Annotated in this window: 17 protein-coding genes and 1 pseudogene; 13 read left to right on the forward strand and 5 right to left on the reverse strand. The window is 57.2% G+C overall.

Annotation, left to right across the window (positions count from 1 at the left end):
• Positions 1-7 precede the first annotated feature (7 nt).
• The 6 genes from HCZ23_RS10580 to HCZ23_RS10605 all read left to right on the forward strand — a co-directional run bounded on the left by HCZ23_RS10580 (position 8) and on the right by HCZ23_RS10605 (position 4,779).
• A complete protein-coding gene (locus HCZ23_RS10580; RefSeq protein ID WP_167601685.1) occupies positions 8-682 on the forward strand; it encodes a TetR/AcrR family transcriptional regulator in 675 nt (224 codons plus the stop codon).
• 159 nt (positions 683-841) lie between these two features.
• Positions 842-1,543 (forward strand): Asp/Glu racemase, encoded by a 702-nt coding sequence (locus HCZ23_RS10585; protein WP_167601879.1) that lies wholly within the window; start codon positions 842-844, stop codon positions 1,541-1,543.
• A gap of 12 nt (positions 1,544-1,555) precedes the next feature.
• A complete protein-coding gene (locus HCZ23_RS10590) occupies positions 1,556-2,332 on the forward strand; it encodes an alpha/beta fold hydrolase (protein WP_167601686.1) in 777 nt (258 codons plus the stop codon).
• Positions 2,333-2,365: 33 nt separating this feature from the next.
• On the forward strand, positions 2,366-3,397 hold the full coding sequence (locus HCZ23_RS10595) for a leucyl aminopeptidase (protein ID WP_167601687.1): 1,032 nt from the start codon (positions 2,366-2,368) through the stop codon (positions 3,395-3,397).
• A gap of 85 nt (positions 3,398-3,482) precedes the next feature.
• Positions 3,483-4,103 carry an isochorismatase family protein gene (locus HCZ23_RS10600; RefSeq protein ID WP_167601688.1) on the forward strand — a complete coding sequence of 207 codons (621 nt, stop codon included), beginning with the start codon at positions 3,483-3,485 and terminating at the stop codon, positions 4,101-4,103.
• 67 nt (positions 4,104-4,170) lie between these two features.
• Positions 4,171-4,779, forward strand: coding sequence for a flavin reductase family protein (locus HCZ23_RS10605; RefSeq protein WP_167601689.1), 609 nt, complete (start codon positions 4,171-4,173; stop codon positions 4,777-4,779).
• A 39-nt stretch (positions 4,780-4,818) separates the two neighbouring features.
• Here HCZ23_RS10605 and HCZ23_RS10610 read toward each other — a convergent pair whose 3' ends face one another.
• Positions 4,819-5,961: an FAD-dependent monooxygenase gene (locus HCZ23_RS10610; protein ID WP_167601690.1), complete on the reverse strand. Its 1,143-nt coding sequence runs from the start codon at positions 5,959-5,961 to the stop codon at positions 4,819-4,821.
• Positions 5,962-6,243: 282 nt separating this feature from the next.
• Positions 6,244-6,606: pseudogene (locus HCZ23_RS10615) on the reverse strand (DDE-type integrase/transposase/recombinase); the annotation flags it as partial.
• Between the two features lie 288 nt (positions 6,607-6,894).
• On the opposite strand from HCZ23_RS10615, the gene HCZ23_RS10620 reads away from it, so the two are divergent.
• Positions 6,895-7,665 carry an IclR family transcriptional regulator gene (locus HCZ23_RS10620; protein ID WP_167601691.1) on the forward strand — a complete coding sequence of 257 codons (771 nt, stop codon included), beginning with the start codon at positions 6,895-6,897 and terminating at the stop codon, positions 7,663-7,665.
• On the opposite strand, the gene HCZ23_RS10625 is transcribed toward HCZ23_RS10620, so the two are convergent.
• On the reverse strand, positions 7,662-9,071 hold the full coding sequence (locus HCZ23_RS10625; protein WP_167601692.1) for an FAD-binding oxidoreductase: 1,410 nt from the start codon (positions 9,069-9,071) through the stop codon (positions 7,662-7,664). The genes HCZ23_RS10620 and HCZ23_RS10625 overlap by 4 nt on opposite strands.
• A gap of 175 nt (positions 9,072-9,246) precedes the next feature.
• On the opposite strand from HCZ23_RS10625, the gene HCZ23_RS10630 reads away from it, so the two are divergent.
• From HCZ23_RS10630 to dmpG, 5 genes are all read left to right on the forward strand, one after another.
• Positions 9,247-10,260 (forward strand): TRAP transporter substrate-binding protein, encoded by a 1,014-nt coding sequence (locus tag HCZ23_RS10630; protein ID WP_167601693.1) that lies wholly within the window; start codon positions 9,247-9,249, stop codon positions 10,258-10,260.
• Between the two features lie 72 nt (positions 10,261-10,332).
• Positions 10,333-10,821: a TRAP transporter small permease gene (locus HCZ23_RS10635; RefSeq protein WP_217703170.1), complete on the forward strand. Its 489-nt coding sequence runs from the start codon at positions 10,333-10,335 to the stop codon at positions 10,819-10,821.
• Entirely contained in the window at positions 10,818-12,101 is a 1,284-nt protein-coding gene (locus tag HCZ23_RS10640) for a TRAP transporter large permease (protein ID WP_167601694.1), read from the forward strand. The genes HCZ23_RS10635 and HCZ23_RS10640 overlap by 4 nt, the downstream gene beginning before the upstream one ends.
• 18 nt (positions 12,102-12,119) lie before the next feature.
• Positions 12,120-13,031, forward strand: coding sequence for an acetaldehyde dehydrogenase (acetylating) (locus HCZ23_RS10645; protein WP_167601695.1), 912 nt, complete (start codon positions 12,120-12,122; stop codon positions 13,029-13,031).
• An 11-nt stretch (positions 13,032-13,042) separates the two neighbouring features.
• Positions 13,043-14,068 (forward strand): 4-hydroxy-2-oxovalerate aldolase, encoded by a 1,026-nt coding sequence (gene dmpG, locus HCZ23_RS10650; protein ID WP_167601696.1) that lies wholly within the window; start codon positions 13,043-13,045, stop codon positions 14,066-14,068.
• 449 nt (positions 14,069-14,517) lie between these two features.
• On the opposite strand, the gene mprF is transcribed toward dmpG, so the two are convergent.
• Positions 14,518-17,052, reverse strand: coding sequence for a bifunctional lysylphosphatidylglycerol flippase/synthetase MprF (gene mprF / locus HCZ23_RS10655; RefSeq protein WP_167601697.1), 2,535 nt, complete (start codon positions 17,050-17,052; stop codon positions 14,518-14,520).
• A gap of 254 nt (positions 17,053-17,306) precedes the next feature.
• Entirely contained in the window at positions 17,307-17,564 is a 258-nt protein-coding gene (locus HCZ23_RS10660) for a hypothetical protein (protein ID WP_167601698.1), read from the reverse strand.
• A 121-nt stretch (positions 17,565-17,685) separates the two neighbouring features.
• Here HCZ23_RS10660 and HCZ23_RS10665 point away from each other — a divergent pair, with 121 nt between their 5' ends.
• Positions 17,686-17,919: a helix-turn-helix domain-containing protein gene (locus HCZ23_RS10665; RefSeq protein ID WP_167601699.1), complete on the forward strand. Its 234-nt coding sequence runs from the start codon at positions 17,686-17,688 to the stop codon at positions 17,917-17,919.
• The last annotated feature ends 216 nt before the right edge of the window (positions 17,920-18,135 follow it).

The raw sequence follows: 18,135 nt of genomic DNA on the forward strand, positions 1-18,135 counted from the left end.
TAAAGATATGTCCGAGAGATCAGAGCTGAAAGCACGCCGCAAGCCTGGACGCCCGAAAGAAGGGGTGGAACTGCGCGATGTCATCCTCGACAAGGCGGAGCTGATCTTTTCCGAGGTTGGGTTCAATGGGGCTAAGGTACGTGACATCGCCTCTGAAGCGGGTGTCAATCAGGCGCTGGTGCGCTATTATTTCGGCTCCAAGCAAGATCTGTTCGACGAGGTCGTACGGCGGCGCGGCTCTGTGATTTCCGGTGCGCGCCATGTGCTTCTGGATCGGCTTTTGTCTGCGGGTGGTGCGCCGACAGTTGAGGAGATCGTTAAAAATTATTTGAAACCTCAATGGGATATGAAGTATTCCGGGCCGAGTGGCGCGGCTTTTGTGCGCTTGCAAGCCCGACTGCACTCTGAGCTTGATGAGCATGCGCTGCATCTGCGCAGCGAGGTTTATGATGCCTCGGTCAAACGCTATATCGCGGCGCTTTGCGACGCGCTCCCGGAGATCCCGCAAGAGGTTATCTCGATCCGCATGGCCTTTCTCGTCGGCACCTACATGTTCATGTTGAGTGATCTTGGGCGTTTGAACGATCTGACTGACGGTCAGATCGGCGAGGTCGGGCAGGGCGATATGCTTGATCACCTGACAGCCTTTCTGTCAGCCGGTCTGCGCGCGCCGCTTCCCTAGACATTTGTCGAATTTCTGCCGGTTCTGTCCTGCGCGAATAATTATTCAGACTTGTAATTATACGAAATTGGAATTACGCCTTGAGACAACGCACACTCAAGGACGAGAATCATGAAGACCTTTCGCATCGGGCAGATCGTGCCCAGCTCCAACATCACCATGGAGACGGAAATCCCCGCGCTCCTAAAAGCGCGCGAGACCGTGGCGCCCGAGCGGTTTACCTTTCACTCCGCGCGTATGCGGATGAAGCATGTGACCAAGGAAGAGTTGGCGAAGATGGACGCTGACAGCGACCGCTGCGCACTTGAGCTTTCAGACGCCAAAGTCGATGTCATGGGCTACGCCTGTCTCGTGGCGATCATGTCCATGGGCAAGGGCTATCACTGTGTGTCCGGGCCGCGCCTCGCGGGTGTGGCTGCCGAGAATGGCGGCCCCGCTCCGGTCGTCACCTCGGCGGGCGCTCTCGTGGAAGGCGTCCGGGCCCTTGGCGCAAAGAAAATCGCTCTGGTCGCGCCATATATGAAGCCGCTGACCGAGATGGTGGTCGAGTATATCCGCAATGAAGGTATCGAGGTCAGCGATTACATCGCACTCGAAATTCAGGACAACCTCGATGTGGCCGCACATGATCCGATGAACCTGCCGGAGATCGTCAAGGGTCTGAAAACCGACGATGTTGATGCAGTGGTGCTCTCGGCCTGCGTTCAAATGCCCTCGCTGCCCGCTGTGTCGATGGCCGAAGCGATCACCGGCAAGCCGGTTCTGACCGCAGCCATCGCCACCACTTGGCAGATGCTCAAGGCGCTCGATCTCGACACCCGCGTGCCGGGTGGCGGCACGCTTTTGTCTGGCGCGTATTGAGGGGGTAAGAGCATGGCATACGGATATAATATTCGGGCAAACGGCATTCGCAATCACCTGATCCGCTATGAGGGGAAGGGGCCGCAAATGCTCCTGATCCCCGGCATCACGTCTCCGGCAATCACATGGGGCTTTGTCGCCGAACGTCTGGCCGAGGCCTTCGACGTCCATGTCCTCGACGTGCGCGGTCGCGGGCTGAGCGAGACGGGAGACCTGGACTACACCCTTGATGCCATGGCCGCCGATGCGGTGGCGTTGGCCGAGCAGATGGACCGACCGATTGTCCTGGGGCATTCCATGGGCGCGCGCACCGCGATCCGTGCCGTGGCGACGAAGCCTGAGGTGTTCAAAGGCGCCATTCTGGTCGATCCGCCGGTCTCCGGCCCGAACCGTCGCCCGTATCCGTCGCCCTGGGCTTGGTATGGTGACTCGATCAATATGGCTGTGAAAGGCTGTTCGGCGGAGGACATGAAAGCCTATTGCCCGACATGGACCGACGAACAATGTGCACTGCGGGCCGAATGGCTGCACACCTGCCACTGGGGTGCGATCCGTACCGCTTATGACGGGTTCCACACCGATGACATCCACGCAGACGTTCCGAAACTCACTGTGCCGACCCGGTTGGTGATCGCAGGCGGCGCGCCGGTCATTCAGGACGAAGACGAGGCTGAACTGAAGGCGCTTTTGCCCTCCATGGAGGTCCGCACGGTGGAAGGTGCTGGGCACATGATCCCATGGGATGATCTTGAAGGCTTCCTTAAGGCCGTCATGGATTTCAAAGCTTAAGACCGACCACAGAACACAACAGGGAAAACAGATATGGATCACGCGAGTTTCACGGAGATCTGCCTGCATCAGCTGAAGATGTCGGGCGTGCAAAAAGACGAGCGGCTCATCGTTCTCACTCAGGGCAACGAGCGTCTCGATTATGCCGACGCCTTCATGGCCGCCGGTCGTATGCTGGGTGCAAATATGTACCATATGCGCCTGCCTGCACCTGCCATCATTGGCGAATGGGCTGTTGGTCAGACGGGGCTTGCCGCTATGCCCGATGCGGTCGAGGCGCTTAAGAATTGCGACATGCTGATCGATTGTATCTTCCTGTTGTTCTCGCCGGAGCAATTCGCCATTCAGGCTGCGGGCACCCGTATCCTGACCGCCGTCGAGCCGCCGGAACTTCTGGCTCGGATGCTCCCGACGCAAGAGATTCGCGAGAAAGTGACCATCGCGGGCGAGATGCTGTCCAAGGCCAAGGTTATGCGCATCACCTCGCCGCATGGCACCGATGTGACCTATAAGCTCAACACCTACCCGGCGGTGACGGAATATGCCTGTACCGATGAGCCGGGGCGCTGGGATCACTGGCCGTCTGGCTTTGTCTTTACCGGCGGTGATGACGACGGGGTGGACGGCACCATCGTTGTGGCGCCGGGCGATGTGCTTCTGCCGCAGAACACCTATGTGAACACGCCGATCACCTACACGATTGAAAAGGGCTGGATCACCGACATGCGTGGTGGTCTCGATGCCGAGCTGGTGAAGTCCTACATGGATGCGTTTAACGACCCGCGTGGGCTTGGCATGAGCCACGTTGGCTGGGGCATGAACCCGAATGCCAAGTGGCACAACATGGTGCCGGGGGCTTTCCCGGGCGGCATGGGCATGGAGCCGCGCAGTTTCTACGGCAACGTCATGTTCTCTACCGGTCCGAACAATGAGCTGGGCGGACCGAACGACACCGCCTGTCACCTCGACATCCCGATGCGCAATTGTTCGCTCTTCCTCGATGACGAAGCCATCGTCATCGACGGCGATATCGTGGTGAAAGAGATTCAGATGGAGCGCGGCTGAGGCTTCCCCGGTCTCAAGCGCATCCGGGGCGGCCTGTTCCTTACCTCTTTGTGGTCGCCCCATTTTTATTTCAAAGGAGCACAGAATGTCCCAGTCAGACACCTATAAGGCCGCGGGCTTTGGCGTCTCCGTGCCGCGTGGCATGTGTCCCGGCATTGTGGTCGTGGATTTCTCATACGGGTTCACCGATCTGCAATACCCTACGGCCTCTGACGCTGTCACGCAGATGGCGAAGACCAAAGAGATTTGTGATCTGGCCCGTGCCAAAGGCTTTCCAGTGATTTTCACCACCATCGCTTACCATCCTGGCGAACTGGACAAGCTGCCTTGGCTCAAGAAGGCCACCGGGATGCGGGCGCTGATCGAGGGCACACGGCTTGTCGAAATTGACGCTGCGACGGGCATTCAACCCGAGGACGCGATTGTCACGAAGAAGGGGGCATCGTCTTTTTTTGGGTCGACCCTGAGCGCTCTTCTCACTGGCGCGAATGTCGACACGGTTGTCGTGACCGGCGCGACGACTTCGGGATGTGTGCGTGCAACCGTCGTAGATGCGGTGCAGTCGGGGTATAACGTGCTGATCCCCCGCGATTGCTGCGCGGATCGGGCCGAGGCGCCGCATGAGGCGAACCTCTACGACATGGATCAGAAATACGGTGACGTCACTGACAGTGCGGATATTCTGGACTGGCTCAAAAGCCTTTGACCTCACCTTGGTGCTGCGAAATGGATGGGGAAGGCAATGGCCTTCCCTTTTTGCATAGGAGTAAGCGATGTTTTACCTGACGAAAGACGGTTCCGGCCTGCCAAGAGACCCGTTCGCCGCGATTGTCTCGCCACGCCCCATTGCGTGGATTTCGACGCGTGGGGCCGCGGGCACCACGAACCTCGCGCCGTATTCGTTTTTCAACGCAGTGGCCTACACTCCGCCGCAGGTGATCGTCTCTTCCATCGGCGGTAAGCCGGATCGGGACAAGGGTAAGGACAGTTACAGCCACATCGTCGAGACTGGCGTGTTTTGCATCAATATTGCGGGGTTTGAGGATCGCGAGGCGCTCAATGCCTCTTCGGCGGGCTATCCGGCGGATCAAAGCGAATTCGAGACATTGGGGCTGAACGCGGCTGACTGCGAGACCATCAACTGTCCGCGTCTGGCCGACGCTCCCGCCGCGCTGGAGTGTCGACTGACCCAATCTATTGATCTTGAAGGCGACGGCAACCTGATGATCCTCGCCCGCGTCGAGGCAATTCATTTGCGCGACGACTGTCTGAGTGAAGAGGGGCGGTTCGATGTCTTGCGCTACAAGCCTTTGACGCGGCTCGGCTATCAGGATTTCGCCACCATAGATAGGCTGTTCCAGATGCGCCGCCCGAAACTTTGACGTAATTAAAAAACGGCCCCCGCGGGGGCCGTTTTCATATCAGGCGAGGTCCGCCGTCATCGGGTCATAGGCGTAAACCCAAGCCGGATCTTCCGGCTCCTTGAGCCAGGTGTTGGCGTTGGAGATCGTCTGCACTTTGGTGGCCCGGGAGTGGCGGGTCGCCTCGTAGGTTTTGAATGCAGAGGCATAATCTTCCATACCGGAGATCGACAGCGCGCGGGTCAGAACGGCGGCATCTTCGATCGCCATGCAGGCGCCTTGGGCCATATGCGGGCGCATCGGGTGGCAGGCATCGCCCAGCATGACAAGGCGCCCTTGGCTCCAGAGGTTCATCACATCGCGGTTCCAGAACGGCCATTTTGTGACGGTCTCTGTCGCGTCGATCAGCGCCTGCACGACGGGGTGCGAGCTGCCAAAGATCGCTTCCATCTCTTCGCGGGAGCTGTCGACAAAACTTGCTTCGTGATCCCAACTGTCCACAGGCACGCCGGTCACATAGTAATGCTCAGATTGATCGTTTTTCGTGGCGTAGGTCATGATGTGACGGGACTGTTCCCACCACCATTTCACGCAGGGCTCAAGATCGACGCCGGAGGCGCGCAGCTTGTCCATGTTGACCAGCGCCCGGTGTCCGATCCAGCCGCTGTAACGCGGTTTTTCGACGCCCAGAAGTTTCTCGCGGATCATTGAGTTGATGCCATCGGCCCCGACGACAAGTTTCGCTGCAACCTTGTTTCCATTGGCGAAGGTCAAAAGAACGTCACTGTCGCGTTCTTCGATGTCGGTCAGGCGATGGTCGAAATGCACCGTATCTTGGGGCAGGGCGTTGATCTGTTCGGCATGCAGGTCGCCCCGGTGAATGGTGATGTAGGAGGCGCCGTATTCCTTTTTGGCGTAATCGCCCAAGGGGATTTTCGACAGATAATCGCCGGTGAGGCCATCGCGAGAGAACCAGAAATCCGGGTGGGAGCCAATCTCTTCGAGTCGTTTCTCAAGCCCGATCTGGCGGAAGATTTTCATCACGTTCGGTCCGATATGGATACCTGCGCCGAGACGAGTGAATTCCGGAGCCTGCTCGAAGGTGTGAACGGAAAAACCTGCGTTGAGAAGAAGAGCCGCGGCCGCAGCTCCCCCGAGGCCTGCGCCGATCACTGCAATGTCTACTTGGTCGATCTGTGTCATGTGTGGTCCTGTGCGTCAGAATCAAATTTGTTTGTGTACAAACAAATAGCATATCAAAATGAGAACACTCAAAGATTATTGTCCGTTTATCATTTGAAAATTAATCTGACGCCCAAAATTTAAGCTTTGAACCCTTCCGGCCGAGCCGCTTAAAGCAAAACGTCAGGTCTAGATCCGGCGTCTGCAGCAAGAAAATAAGTGCCGTGGCGGAGCGTGCAGAGCGGCCAGCGGTGTTGTCACGTTAACTTTTGCGGCTTGCAAGAGCGGCCGGTTTCTGCTGGTTCAGGCTATGTCGGCTGTGGTTACCCAGGCTTTGAGCCTTCGGTGATATCGTATAGTCAAGGCGGCACGGCGTCTGGATGGAAGGGTAAAACAATTTCGGATGGCGGAATGAACTGACACGAACCGCTTTAATCCGTTCGGTGGCCGGAAGCTTTGCATCGCTCGTTCTCGCTTGCGAAATGGCAGGTGGCTATTCTCGGCGCGATTGTTGAGGCCCTTGTGCGCGCAATGATCAAGGCCTGGCGCCACTTCCCGTTTGGCCGCCCCATAGGAACGGAGCTTGTCGGTAATGATCCGTTTGGGCAGCCTGTGACATTTGATCAGGCGGAGCAGCACCTGTTTCGCGGCCCGCTTGTCGCGCTTATAGCTGATTGACGGTGTCTGCATCAGCACCGGCTACCTTCAAATCGCGGACCGGGCAATCGGAAGTAGATGGTGTGACAACGCCCCAAACACCTTGCGAAATTCTTGGGGAAAAATGATTAACCCGTTGGATGTTTCGCCAGAAACCGCAATTTACACTTTCGCCTCCCGCCAAAATAAGGCCTATGCGCCTACCTACATGAGCAACAAGAGATAGAAGAATAGAAGATCCTCGGATAGTATCGCGGTTGACCGCTAAAATAGCCTTTGGTTCTCTGTGTGATGTGAATGAGCAAACCTACCAAACCTGCCAATAGTCAGACCTTGCTTCGCGGCCTTTCTGTTCTTGAATGTGTGGCACATATGCCGCGCAGCATTCCCGAGATCGCCGAAGCGACCGGTGTCACCTATCAGACGGCACATCGTGTTGTGTCTGCTCTCACCGAAGTTCGATATTTGCGACAGGTGGACAACCGAACCTATGGGTTGGGACCGAAAATCGTCGAGTTGGGTTTTGCAGGCTATCATCAGGCCGATGTCACCAAGATCGCGAAACCCTCTCTTGCAAAACTGGCGCAGGCAACTTCCGATACAGTGCATCTGGCAAGGCTGGAAGATGGTGAAGTGATCTATCTGGACAAGCTGCAAAGCCGCCGCCCGATCGAGATCACGTCGCGGATCGGAGGCCGAAAGCCTGCCGTCTCGACGGGGGTGGGCAAGGCTTTGTTGCTGGACACTCCTGAAGAAGATTTGCGGCGTCTGTTCAAAAGAGACCGTCATCTTATGAAGGTCAAAACACCAGCGACGGAATGGTTCGCGCGGATGCGGTCATATCAAGACGGTGGATATGCTTATGATCTTGGGGAGGACGAACACCAAATCCGTTGTGTTGCTGCGCCCCTGCGGGATGCGACGGGGCGTATCGTCGCGGCAATCAGTGTGTCTTCGACGCTTGAATACATGCAGCAAGATCGCATGGAGGCCTTGATCCCGGTGGTCAAGGCCACGGCCGCCGAAATCAGCCGTGAACTTGGCTTCCTTGGCGACCGAGACGTTTAAAGCACCTTGCCGGGATTGAGGATTCTCTTTGGATCAAGGGTTTGCTTCAATTCGCGCAACAAGGTCAGTTCCTCATCGCTGCGGCTGTATTTAAGCCAGGGTTTTTTGTGCAACCCGATGCCATGCTCGGCGGAGACGCTGCCGGAAAAGTTTCGAACGATTTCGTACACGAGGGACTCGATCCGGTGTTCGACACTTGGATCCGCTGGCAAGGGACCCGTGACGAGGTGAATGTTGCTGTCGCCGATGTGTCCGAAGAAAAAGCGGTTCATATCCGGGAAGTCGGTCTCAAGTGCTGCGCGCATGTGTGCGACACACTCACCGATTTTGGCAATTGGCACGGAAACATCGAAATTGATCGTCGGCCGACAGGTCATCAACAGTTCTGTCACGCCATCGCGCAAGGCCCAGAGATCAAGCGCGTCTTTTTGCGATTGTGCCAGAGCTGCGTCGAGAATCCAGCCTTGCTCCATCGCCTCTCCGAGCATGTCGTGAAACAGGTCGTTTTCCTTATCCGGATCGGGCCCTTGCATATCGATGAGGGCGTAAAGCGGCGCCTTGGATTCAAGCGGGGCACGCAGGCCTGTGATTTTGAGCACTGCATCGAAATAATCCGACCACATCACTTCGAAGGCGCTGACGCGGTCGGAGAGCATACGTCGGGCATGACCCAAAAGGGCCAGAGCAGCCTCGAAATCGGGAAGGGCGACCAGAGCGGTATTCGCGCCGGCAATCCCCGGATGCAGTTTCAGCACGGCCCGTGTGATGACCCCAAGCGTGCCTTCGCTGCCAATGAACAGGGGCTTCAGGTCCAGTGCGGCGTTGTTCTTTGGCATCTGGTTGAGCATCGACAGGATGCGCCCGTCCGCTAGAACCACCTCAAGGCCTAGCACCAAATCGCGGGTCATGCCGTAGCGAATCACACGATTGCCGCCCGCATTGGTCGAGATGTTGCCGCCGATCTGACATGAACCGCGCGGGCCGAGGTCGAGGCCGAACATCATTCCTTCCGCCTCGGCGGCTTCCTGAATGGTTTGCAAGGGCGTTCCGGCAAGAACCGTCGCGGTGGCGGAGGCGGTGTCGATCTCTTCAATGCCACTCATGCGTGCGAGTGACAAAAGCAAAGCTCCATCGCTGGCCACCGCACCGCCAGCGAGACCCGTACGCCCGCCCTGAGGCACAACCGGGATGTTGTGGCGATTGCACAGCGACAAAACCTCGGAGACCTCTTGTGTGCTGCGCGGCAGGGCGAGGCCGATGGGTCGCCCGGGAATCTCTGCGCTCCAGTCCTTGATATCCGTTTCCGAGACATCTTCGCCGCTGATGAGGTCGGTTGGAGAGAGGCAATGAGCCAAGGCCTCCCAGAAGGCCTCGATATCCGGTTTTCCAAGAACTTGTGTCTGCATATCTTCCTCCTCGAAGCGGCATAATCTATCATATGTTGAGAGGTAATTTCACTATTTGACATAAGATGATTTGAATCGTTAGAAGGTTCAAGGGAAATGGCAGGGCTATCCTGTTGTTGCCGGAGGAAATGGGTCCGCACGAGTGGGCTCACATGACTGAACCTGGGAGGATTCCATGATTCACTTCAACGCGGGCACAAGCCTGCGCAAAACGGCTGTTGCGATTTGCCTTTTGGCGACGTCTTTGGGGGCGACGCAGGCGGTGGCTGAACCTGAGCTGACGATCAAAGCGGCACATGCCGCATCGGCCACCAACACCGGCCACCTCGCACTTGAGTTTATCGACGAGCAAATGCGTGAAAGAACCGAAGGCCGGATCGGGCTTGAGATTTTTCCGAACGGGCAGCTTGGTGGTGAACGCGAATTGATCGAGAGCCTGCAGCTCGGCAATCTGGATATGGCCTTTGTGTCCTCGGCGCCGCTCGGCAGTTTCAACAAAGAGTATTTCGCGCTCGATATTCCGTTCCTGTTCAAGGACCGCGAAAGTGTCTACCGCGTGCTGGACGGTGAGGTTGGTCAAGGCCTTCTCGACAGCCTTGAGCGCGTCGGCCTACATGGCGTTGGTTATTGGGAAAATGGCTTCCGTCAGTTGACCAACAACGTGAAGCCGATCTACACGCCCGCCGATCTCGAGGGCATGAAAATGCGCACCATGGAAAACGAGGTGCATATCGCGGCGTGGCGTGAAGAGGGGGCAAACCCGGCGCCTCTGGCGTTTTCTGAGCTGTTCACCGCACTGCAGCAGGGCACGTTCGATGCACAAGAAGGGCCGATCAACCTCTTCTATGACATGAAGTTCTTCGAAGTGCAGAAGTACATCACCAAGACGAACCACATCTATTCCCCGTTTGTGGTGCTGATGAACCCGGAAGTGACGGCACGGATGTCCGATGAGGATCGTGCGATTTTCGAAGAGGTCTTCGCGGAGTCCAAAGCCTATCAACGCCAACTCGCGCAGGACGCCGACGACAAGGCCGAAGCCGCGATGCCTGAGATTACCTTTGTCGAGCTTACGGCAGAACAACAGGCCGAGTTCGCCGGTCGTATGGGCCCGGTCATCGAGATGGTGAAAAAGAAAATCGGTGCGGAGGCGGTGGACCGCATCATGGCCATTGCCAACGGCGAATAAGTCAAACGGACCGAGCGCGACACTGCAGTGCGCGCTCGGTCAGACCGACCTCCTATTGACTGGAGTATCCCCTTGAAATTCATCAACGAGAAACTCGAAGAGACGCTTCTGGTCGCTCTTCTTGCCTCAATGACTCTTCTCATCGGACTTCAGGTTTTCATGCGCTATGTGATGGAAGCCTCCCTGACCTGGTCAGAAGAATTGGCGCGTTATCTGTTCATCTGGGCAACCTACATCGGGGTGAGCTACGGCGTTCGAAAGCAGGCGCATATCCGCGTCACAGCTTTCAGCGATCTGCTGCCGCATCGTGGCCAGATCCTGGTGCGCATTCTCATCCATCTCGTGTTCGGCCTTTTTGCCGCTCTGGTGATTTGGGAAGGGACGAAACTCACCGCGAAAATCTATGGCTTCGGTCAGACCTCGTCCTCGCTGGGGGTCCCGATGGCCTATGTCTATGCCGCGCCGGTGGTGGGTTTTGGTCTCGTGGTGATCCGTCTTATTCAACACATCGTGCTCGATATCGCCCGGTTGCGTGGTCGCGCCCCGGAGGCCGAAGAATGATTTCTGCTCTGCTCTTTATTCCGTTCCTCGTCATGCTTCTGGTGTCGGTGCCGATCGGCATCGCCTTGGGGCTGGCTTCGACGCTGGCGCTTTTGGTCAGTGGCAAGGTGAGTTCAAGCTATATCGCACAGGGGCTTGTCACCTCGATTGACAGCTTTCCCCTGATGGCGGTGCCCTTCTTTGTGCTCGCGGGCGATCTCATGGGGCACGGTGGCCTGTCCAAACGGCTCTTGAAGGTCGGGCTCGTGCTCTTCGGGCGCTATTCCGGTGGCTTGGCGATCATCGCGGTTGTCACCTGTATGTTCTTTGCCGCGATCTCCGGCTCCGGTCCGGCCACCGTGGCCGCTGTTGGCGCGATCCTGATGCCCGCGATGGCCAAAGGGGGCTATCGCCCGCCCTTCACAGGCGGGCTTATCGCCTCTGCGGGGAGCCTCGGGGTCATCATCCCGCCATCGATCCCGATGGTGATCTATGCCACGTCGGCCAATGTCTCCGTGACCAAAATGTTCATGGCCGGTGTCGTGCCGGGGGCTCTGATCGGCATTGCTCTTATCGTATATTCATGGTTCCAGGCGCGCCGCGAAGGCATCGAACGCAGCACGGAACGCCATAGCTTCAAGGACATCGTCGTCACCATCTGGGAGGCGAAATGGGCCCTCATGGTCCCCGTCCTGATCTTAGGCGGCATCTATGGCGGTGTCTTCACGCCCACAGAGGCCTCCGCGATCGGTGTGATCTATGGCCTCATCGTTGGGCTTTTCGTCTATCGCGAATTGAAATTCGCGGACCTGCATCACATTTTTGCGTCCTCGGCGCTCACCTCGGCCACGATCATGCTGATCGTCGGGGCGGCCACGATCTTCGGGCGGGTTCTGGCGATCGAGCGCATCCCGGTGATGATGGCGGATTTCATTACGCAGTTGGTGAGCAACCCGCTGATGATCCTTATCCTGATCAACCTGCTGTTGCTGGTGGTGGGCACATTCATGGAGACGCTCGCCGCGATCATCATCCTCACTCCGATCCTGTTGCCGGTCGCTGTGGCGACGGGGGTGGATCCGGTCCATTTCGGCATTGTCATGATCGCCAACCTCGCGATCGGCATGGTGACGCCGCCTGTGGGCGTAAACCTCTTTGTCGCCTCGCGCGTGGGCAACATTCCTCTGGAAAAACTCATGCGCTCAGCGGCGCCCTTTCTTGGGGTGATGCTCCTGATCCTGGCGTTGATCACCTATGTGCCCGCTCTGTCTCTCGGCCTGCCGGCCCTCTTCGGAATGTAAACTCAAAGGAATTGCACGATGACAAAGAAACTGCGTGCCGTGATTATCGGTCCCGGCAATATCGGAACGGACCTGTTGATGAAAATGCAGCGCTCCGAATGGGTTGAGCCGGTTTGGATGGTTGGTATTGACCCGACCTCTGAAGGCCTCAAGCGGGCGGCGGAAATGGGTATCAAAACCACCGCAGAGGGGGTCGATGGAATGCTTGAGGCCGTTGAGGCCGATGACATCCGTATCGCCTTTGATGCGACCTCGGCCTATGTCCATGCCGAGAACAGCCGTAAGCTCAATGAGAAGGGTGTTCTCATGGTCGACCTGACGCCTGCCGCCATCGGTCCTTACTGTGTGCCGCCGGTCAATCTTGCGGAACATGCCGCCAAGCTTGAAATGAACGTCAACATGGTGACCTGTGGCGGTCAGGCGACGATCCCCATGGTCGCCGCCGTCTCACGCGTTCAGCCGGTCGCTTATGGCGAGATCGTGGCCTCTGTGGCCTCGCGGTCTATCGGGCCTGGCACGCGCAAGAACATCGACGAATTTACCCAGACTACTGCCCGCGCCATCGAAAATGTCGGCGGTGCAAAGAAAGGCAAGGCGATCATCGTTGTGAATCCGGCTGAGCCGCCGCTTCTCATGCGCGACACCATTCATGTTCTGACCGAGGACACGCCCGACGAAGCCGCCATCACCGAATCCGTCAAGTCGATGGTCCAGGAGGTTCAGAAATATGTGCCGGGCTACACGCTTGTGAATGGCCCGGTGTTCGACGGAAATCGCGTCTCGATTTTTGTCGAGGTCGAGGGGCTTGGGGATTTCCTGCCGAAATATGCGGGCAATCTCGACATCATGACCTCGGCCGCGCTGCGCACGGCTGAAATGTTCGCACAAGAAATCGCAGGCGGTGACATCGCCCTGCCCAAACGCGCTTGAAGGAGGCCAGAATGAGCATCGAAGGCCGCAACGTCACATTGCACGAAATGAGCCTGCGCGATGGCATGCATGCCAAGCGCCAACAAATCTCCATCGAGGAGATGATCACCATCGCCAAGGCGCTCGACGCCGCAGGGATGCCCTGGATCGAAGTGACCCATGGGGATGGTCTGGGCGGCAACTCCGTCAACTACGGTTTCGCCCCGGCCACGGACGACGAATATCTCGCCGCGGTGATCCCGCATATGAAAAACGCGAAAGTCTCTGCGCTGCTGCTTCCCGGCATCGGCATTCTGGACGATCTCAAACGCGCAATGGATCTCGGGATTTCCGGCGTTCGGGTCGCCACGCATTGTACCGAGGCGGATGTCGCCGAACAGCATATCAAATTTGCCGCCCAGACCGATCTCGACACGGTCGGTTTCCTGATGATGGCGCATCGCAACAGCCCCGAAGGGTTGGTGGAAGAAGCGCTGAAAATGGAAAGCTATGGCGCCAACTGCATCTATTGCACCGACTCCGCAGGTTATATGCTACCCGACGATGTAAGAGCGCGGATCATCGCGCTGCGCGAGGCGCTGTCGCCGGAGACGGAACTCGGCTTCCATGGTCACCATAACTTGGGTATGGGGATTGCCAATTCGGTCGCTGCCGTCGAATGCGGGGCGAACCGCATCGACGGGGCTGCAGCCGGTCTGGGTGCCGGTGCGGGCAACGCGCCGATGGAGCTGCTCGTCGCGGTTTTCAACCGTATGGGCGCGCAGACCGGGGTCGACCTGTTCGGTATCATGGATGTCGCCGAAGATCTTGTCGTGCCGATGATGGACCATCTTGTCCGGGTGGACCGCAACTCTCTGACCATCGGTTACGCAGGTGTCTACAGCTCCTTCCTGCTCTTCGCGAAGCGGGCGGAGGAACGCTACGGCATCCCGGCGCGCGAATTGCTTATGGAATTGGGCAAGCGAGGTATGGTCGGTGGTCAGGAGGATATGATCGAAGATCTCGCACTGACCTGGCAGCGTGAGCGTCGTACGTAAATAAATGAAATCCCCGGCCTGATGCAGTCCGGGGATTCATAGGTTGGGGATTGAGGCCAAGTGGCTGTTGCAAAATCTTGTGTGTTCCAAACCTAATGTTGGGGAAATGCATTTGAGTGATTGGCCGAAGCGTAGAGATTCGGATCTACTTTTACTCGTTGAGCGACCCGTGCCGGTTCCCTCTCTTAATCGTCATTGCCCATTTCTGTTCAGGCTCCTTCTGCTCTGAATGTCGTGTGACAAATGTATCGGACTTGCTGCGTAAGCCTCGGGTGATATGTGCGTTTTCGAGTTGGAGATCTGAAGCGGAGATATCGCCCTTTGCCAGAGGTTCTTCATCGTGGGCCCGGACATTCCATTCATGCCTGACACAGAGAACTTCCGCTCGCAGTTCTTTTGTGATCCTTCACGGTCTACTCGGCGAATGCCTGACGTTTGAGCGCGTTGCCTCACCCGATCACGCCAATGAGGTCATGAGCCACGGCCATGATGTTCGCGCGAGGGGGCACAACAATATAGACAGGCTCCCAACGGGGCGAAAATTTCTGTTTGAACCCGCGCAGCCCCTCGAAATTGTAGAACTGTCCGCCATGCCGATAAACGAAGGCGCCGAGGTGGGTGCTCATGCGCACCCCGCGACGCGCTTCGAGTCCGGAAAGCGGCGCATTGCCGAGTGAGAACTCGGCGTGACCGTCGTCTTTGAAATGCAACAGCAGTGAGGTGAACAGGAAATCCATCGTGCCGTTCGGGATGGAGTCTCTGTGCCGCATGAGGTCGAGTGAGGCGCGGTGCTTACGGTCGGTGACCCAGAGATTGGCAAAGGCCACAATCTTTCCCTCGTGGCGCACCACCGCGATTGGGGTGCGGTTCAGATAGCGGGTGTCGAAACTGCCGACCGAAAAGCCTTTCTCCTCACCGACTTTGGCCTTCAGCCAGCCGTCTGAGATGTCTTTCAATTCGGACAGGAGATTGTCCCCATGCGGAGCGGAGAGCACCTCGAAACCCAATCCGTCGCGAAGCGCTCGGTTATAGGCGGTGCGTAGCCGCTTGCGTGAAGCGCCTTCGAGGCTGAATTCGTTGAGATCAACCACGGCTTCTTCGCCAAACTTATGTGCAACCATACCCATATCAATCCAGATTGTCGCCGACGCCGCAGAGACCGCATAGAAAACAGGGCGTGCATTGGCCGCATAGGCTGCATCATGGAAATCCCAGACCAAGGCCTGAAACTCTTCCGGCTTACCGATCGGATCGTGTAGCGCGATCCAGCTACGCCCCTGAATGCGATACATCAAAAAGCTGTTTCCGGTATCCGAGAACAGAAAAGCCTTGTCGCCGGTCAGCGCGACGCAGGCCTCGGGACGGTCCTGAGAGTGCACAATCGTTTCCACATGGTCTAGCGTCTCGGGATCGGGAAGCAGATCGCCCAGACGGGAGGGCCTCAGGGCATAGCGCATCAGGAGGAGAACCATAACGACGAGTCCGACGAGGCCAGCGCGCATAGAACGCGGCGCGGCATGGTCAGATGCGAATTGCCACCAAAGGCTCGTTTCATAAGGAACGGCTTTGTGGGCGAAAAAGAACACCCCCGCCAGTGCGCCGGAGAGGCAGCCGATCAGCAAGACCCATCGGAGGCTCAAGATATTGTGTGTCAGCCGTGTCGCGCGATAGAACTCGTGCCGCGCCGGAAGAAGCACAAGAGCCGCCGCCAAAAGGATGACCGCCCTGTCATAATCCAGACCATGGGCGACACTGACTCCGGCTCCGGCGAGCAGGGCCCCCATCGCCAACCACCACGCCCCTTCGACCCGTTGCAAAAGCCCATGCGCAATCACCAAAAGACAGGCGCCAAGAGCACTCGACAACAGCGCCCCACCCTCGACGAAACCGAGAGGCAAAAGAACCTCGAGCTCTTCGGTCCATTCGCTCGCGGTGGGCAGCAAGGACCTCAACATCATGAGGACCCCCGAGGCAAAGACCATTGCGGACATGGCCAGCGGCATCAGTGCGGAAATCGCCTTTTGCGTCGGGGCGAGGGTCGGGCCGAGACGCTGCCTGAGGAGCCGCGCCTCACCAAGGGCCATCAAGATGAGGGCCAGCGCGAAGGGCACGAGATAATAGATCAGCCGGAACAGAAGAAGCCCCGCGGCAATCTCTGTGACTGGAACATCAGCAGGCAAGGCGGCAATGATGATTGTCTCAAAGACACCGACGCCACCAGGGACGTGGCTCAGCACCCCGGCCATCACCGCGATTGCATAGATCGCAAGGAAACTCGCAAAACTGACATTGTCGGATGGCAAAAGCAGGTAGAGCGTCGACGCCGCCATAATCGTTTCGAGGGTGACAAACACGAATTGCCCAGAGGCAAGCCCAAGCGAGGGCGCGGCAAGGGTCACGCCTCGCACGGTCACAGTTTTCTTTTGGAGCGTCACAATTGCCAAGCTGGTGATCACGACGCCGACAACCGACAGCGCACTCCAGCGAACCAGAGAGGGCGCCCACAAGATCATGCTTCCGAGCGCATCAGGATGCCACGCCAGCGCCAGCAATCCGATCACTGTGGAGCCTAAGCCAAAGGAAACAGAGCCGAAGAACGATATCCCCGCGATATCGAGTGGAGAGAGACCCAACGCCGAGTAAATGCGATAGCGCACCGCCCCTCCCGTAATCGGCCCCGCGCCGACGGTATTGCCAATCCCATACCCCAGAAATGATCCTAAAGCTGTGACGTGGAACGGCAGGCGATGCCCAATATACCTGAGCGCGGACCAATCGTACCCGATCAAAGCGACATAGCCGATAAATGTACAAAGAAGCGCGAGCCAGAGCGTTGTGAGTGGTGTCGCACGCACCATGGCCATGACATCATGTAGCTGTACGTCGCGCAAAAGATGGTAAAGCGCATAGGACCCTGCCGCAAAAAGCGCGGCAGTTATCAGATATGGCGTCAGCAAGCGAATGCGTGATTTCATCTCAGACATAGGATTCTCTCCCCCTTAGGCTCTGAGTGCCACGTTTTCGGGTGAGATTTCAAACGTGAAGGCACCTTGCCATGTGTAATTGGGCGGCGCGCATTTAGAGGTCAATCTCCCGATCAAGTCACATTCAGATTGTGGGCTCGGGTGATGAACAATGGAATGTACCCGGATCGCATATGCTTCCGTGCTCGGGCGGTCTACTGAATCTAGGCGGCATGGGCGCGCAATGACGTGAGCTATCTAAAGAAAGGTGTCCATCAGCGGCAGCTATCTGCATATCGCTGCCGTTCGTCCAGGGCGCAGAGAAGGTCCGCAATCCGCCCATTCTTCGCCAATCCACCATTAAAATTCGAAGACTGCCCCTGAATTCTGACTTTATACGAAGCCATGCGGTTGAGCGGCGTGACGGTCTTGTCGGGCTCAAGTTCAAGACCTGGTTTTGTGGCGATATCTTTGTTTCGAGATGAAACTGAGTTCTGGCTCGATAAATGGGTCTTGATTTGAAAACTGAGCATCAAATCAAGACTAAGTTTTTACGTTTAAAAACAAATTCTTGAGTGGTTTTTTGGGCTTGGCGGGCTGGCTGCGTTCAGTGATTCTCTCCACCTATAAAGAAGGGTGGGAAGGAGGTTGAAAATGCGCGTTAATAGGGTTCGCCATGAGCAAATCAAGTGTGCTTTGCGCATCGCCGGAACGAGCTTTTCTAACGTCGCTGCAGAATTGGGGATCAAGCCTAGTTCTGTCTCTGAAGTCAGTCTGGGGACGTCGCGCTCGCGGCGTGTCGAGCAAGCGCTTGCGACGGCCTTGTCGACCCCCGTCGAGACACTGTTTTATGACAGGTATGGAGATCACAATGATCTAGAGACGTAAGATACTAATCATCCAAAAGCATCGAGAGCAATTCCCTATCGTCACGATAGAGCGAGTGTCTTTGTGCATGTGGTTTGAATAGGGTGAGACCTTGGATCTTGCGAACCCAAGGCCTCTTGAAATCGATTAGCGACGATTTTCTTATTCATCTCCCACATCCAGCGAATTGTCAACCTTTCGACGGCGTCTGCGCCGCCGGAAGGCCTGTCTGAAACG

The sequence above is a fragment of the Celeribacter sp. HF31 genome, assembly GCF_011806455.1.
Lineage (GTDB): Bacteria > Pseudomonadota > Alphaproteobacteria > Rhodobacterales > Rhodobacteraceae > Celeribacter.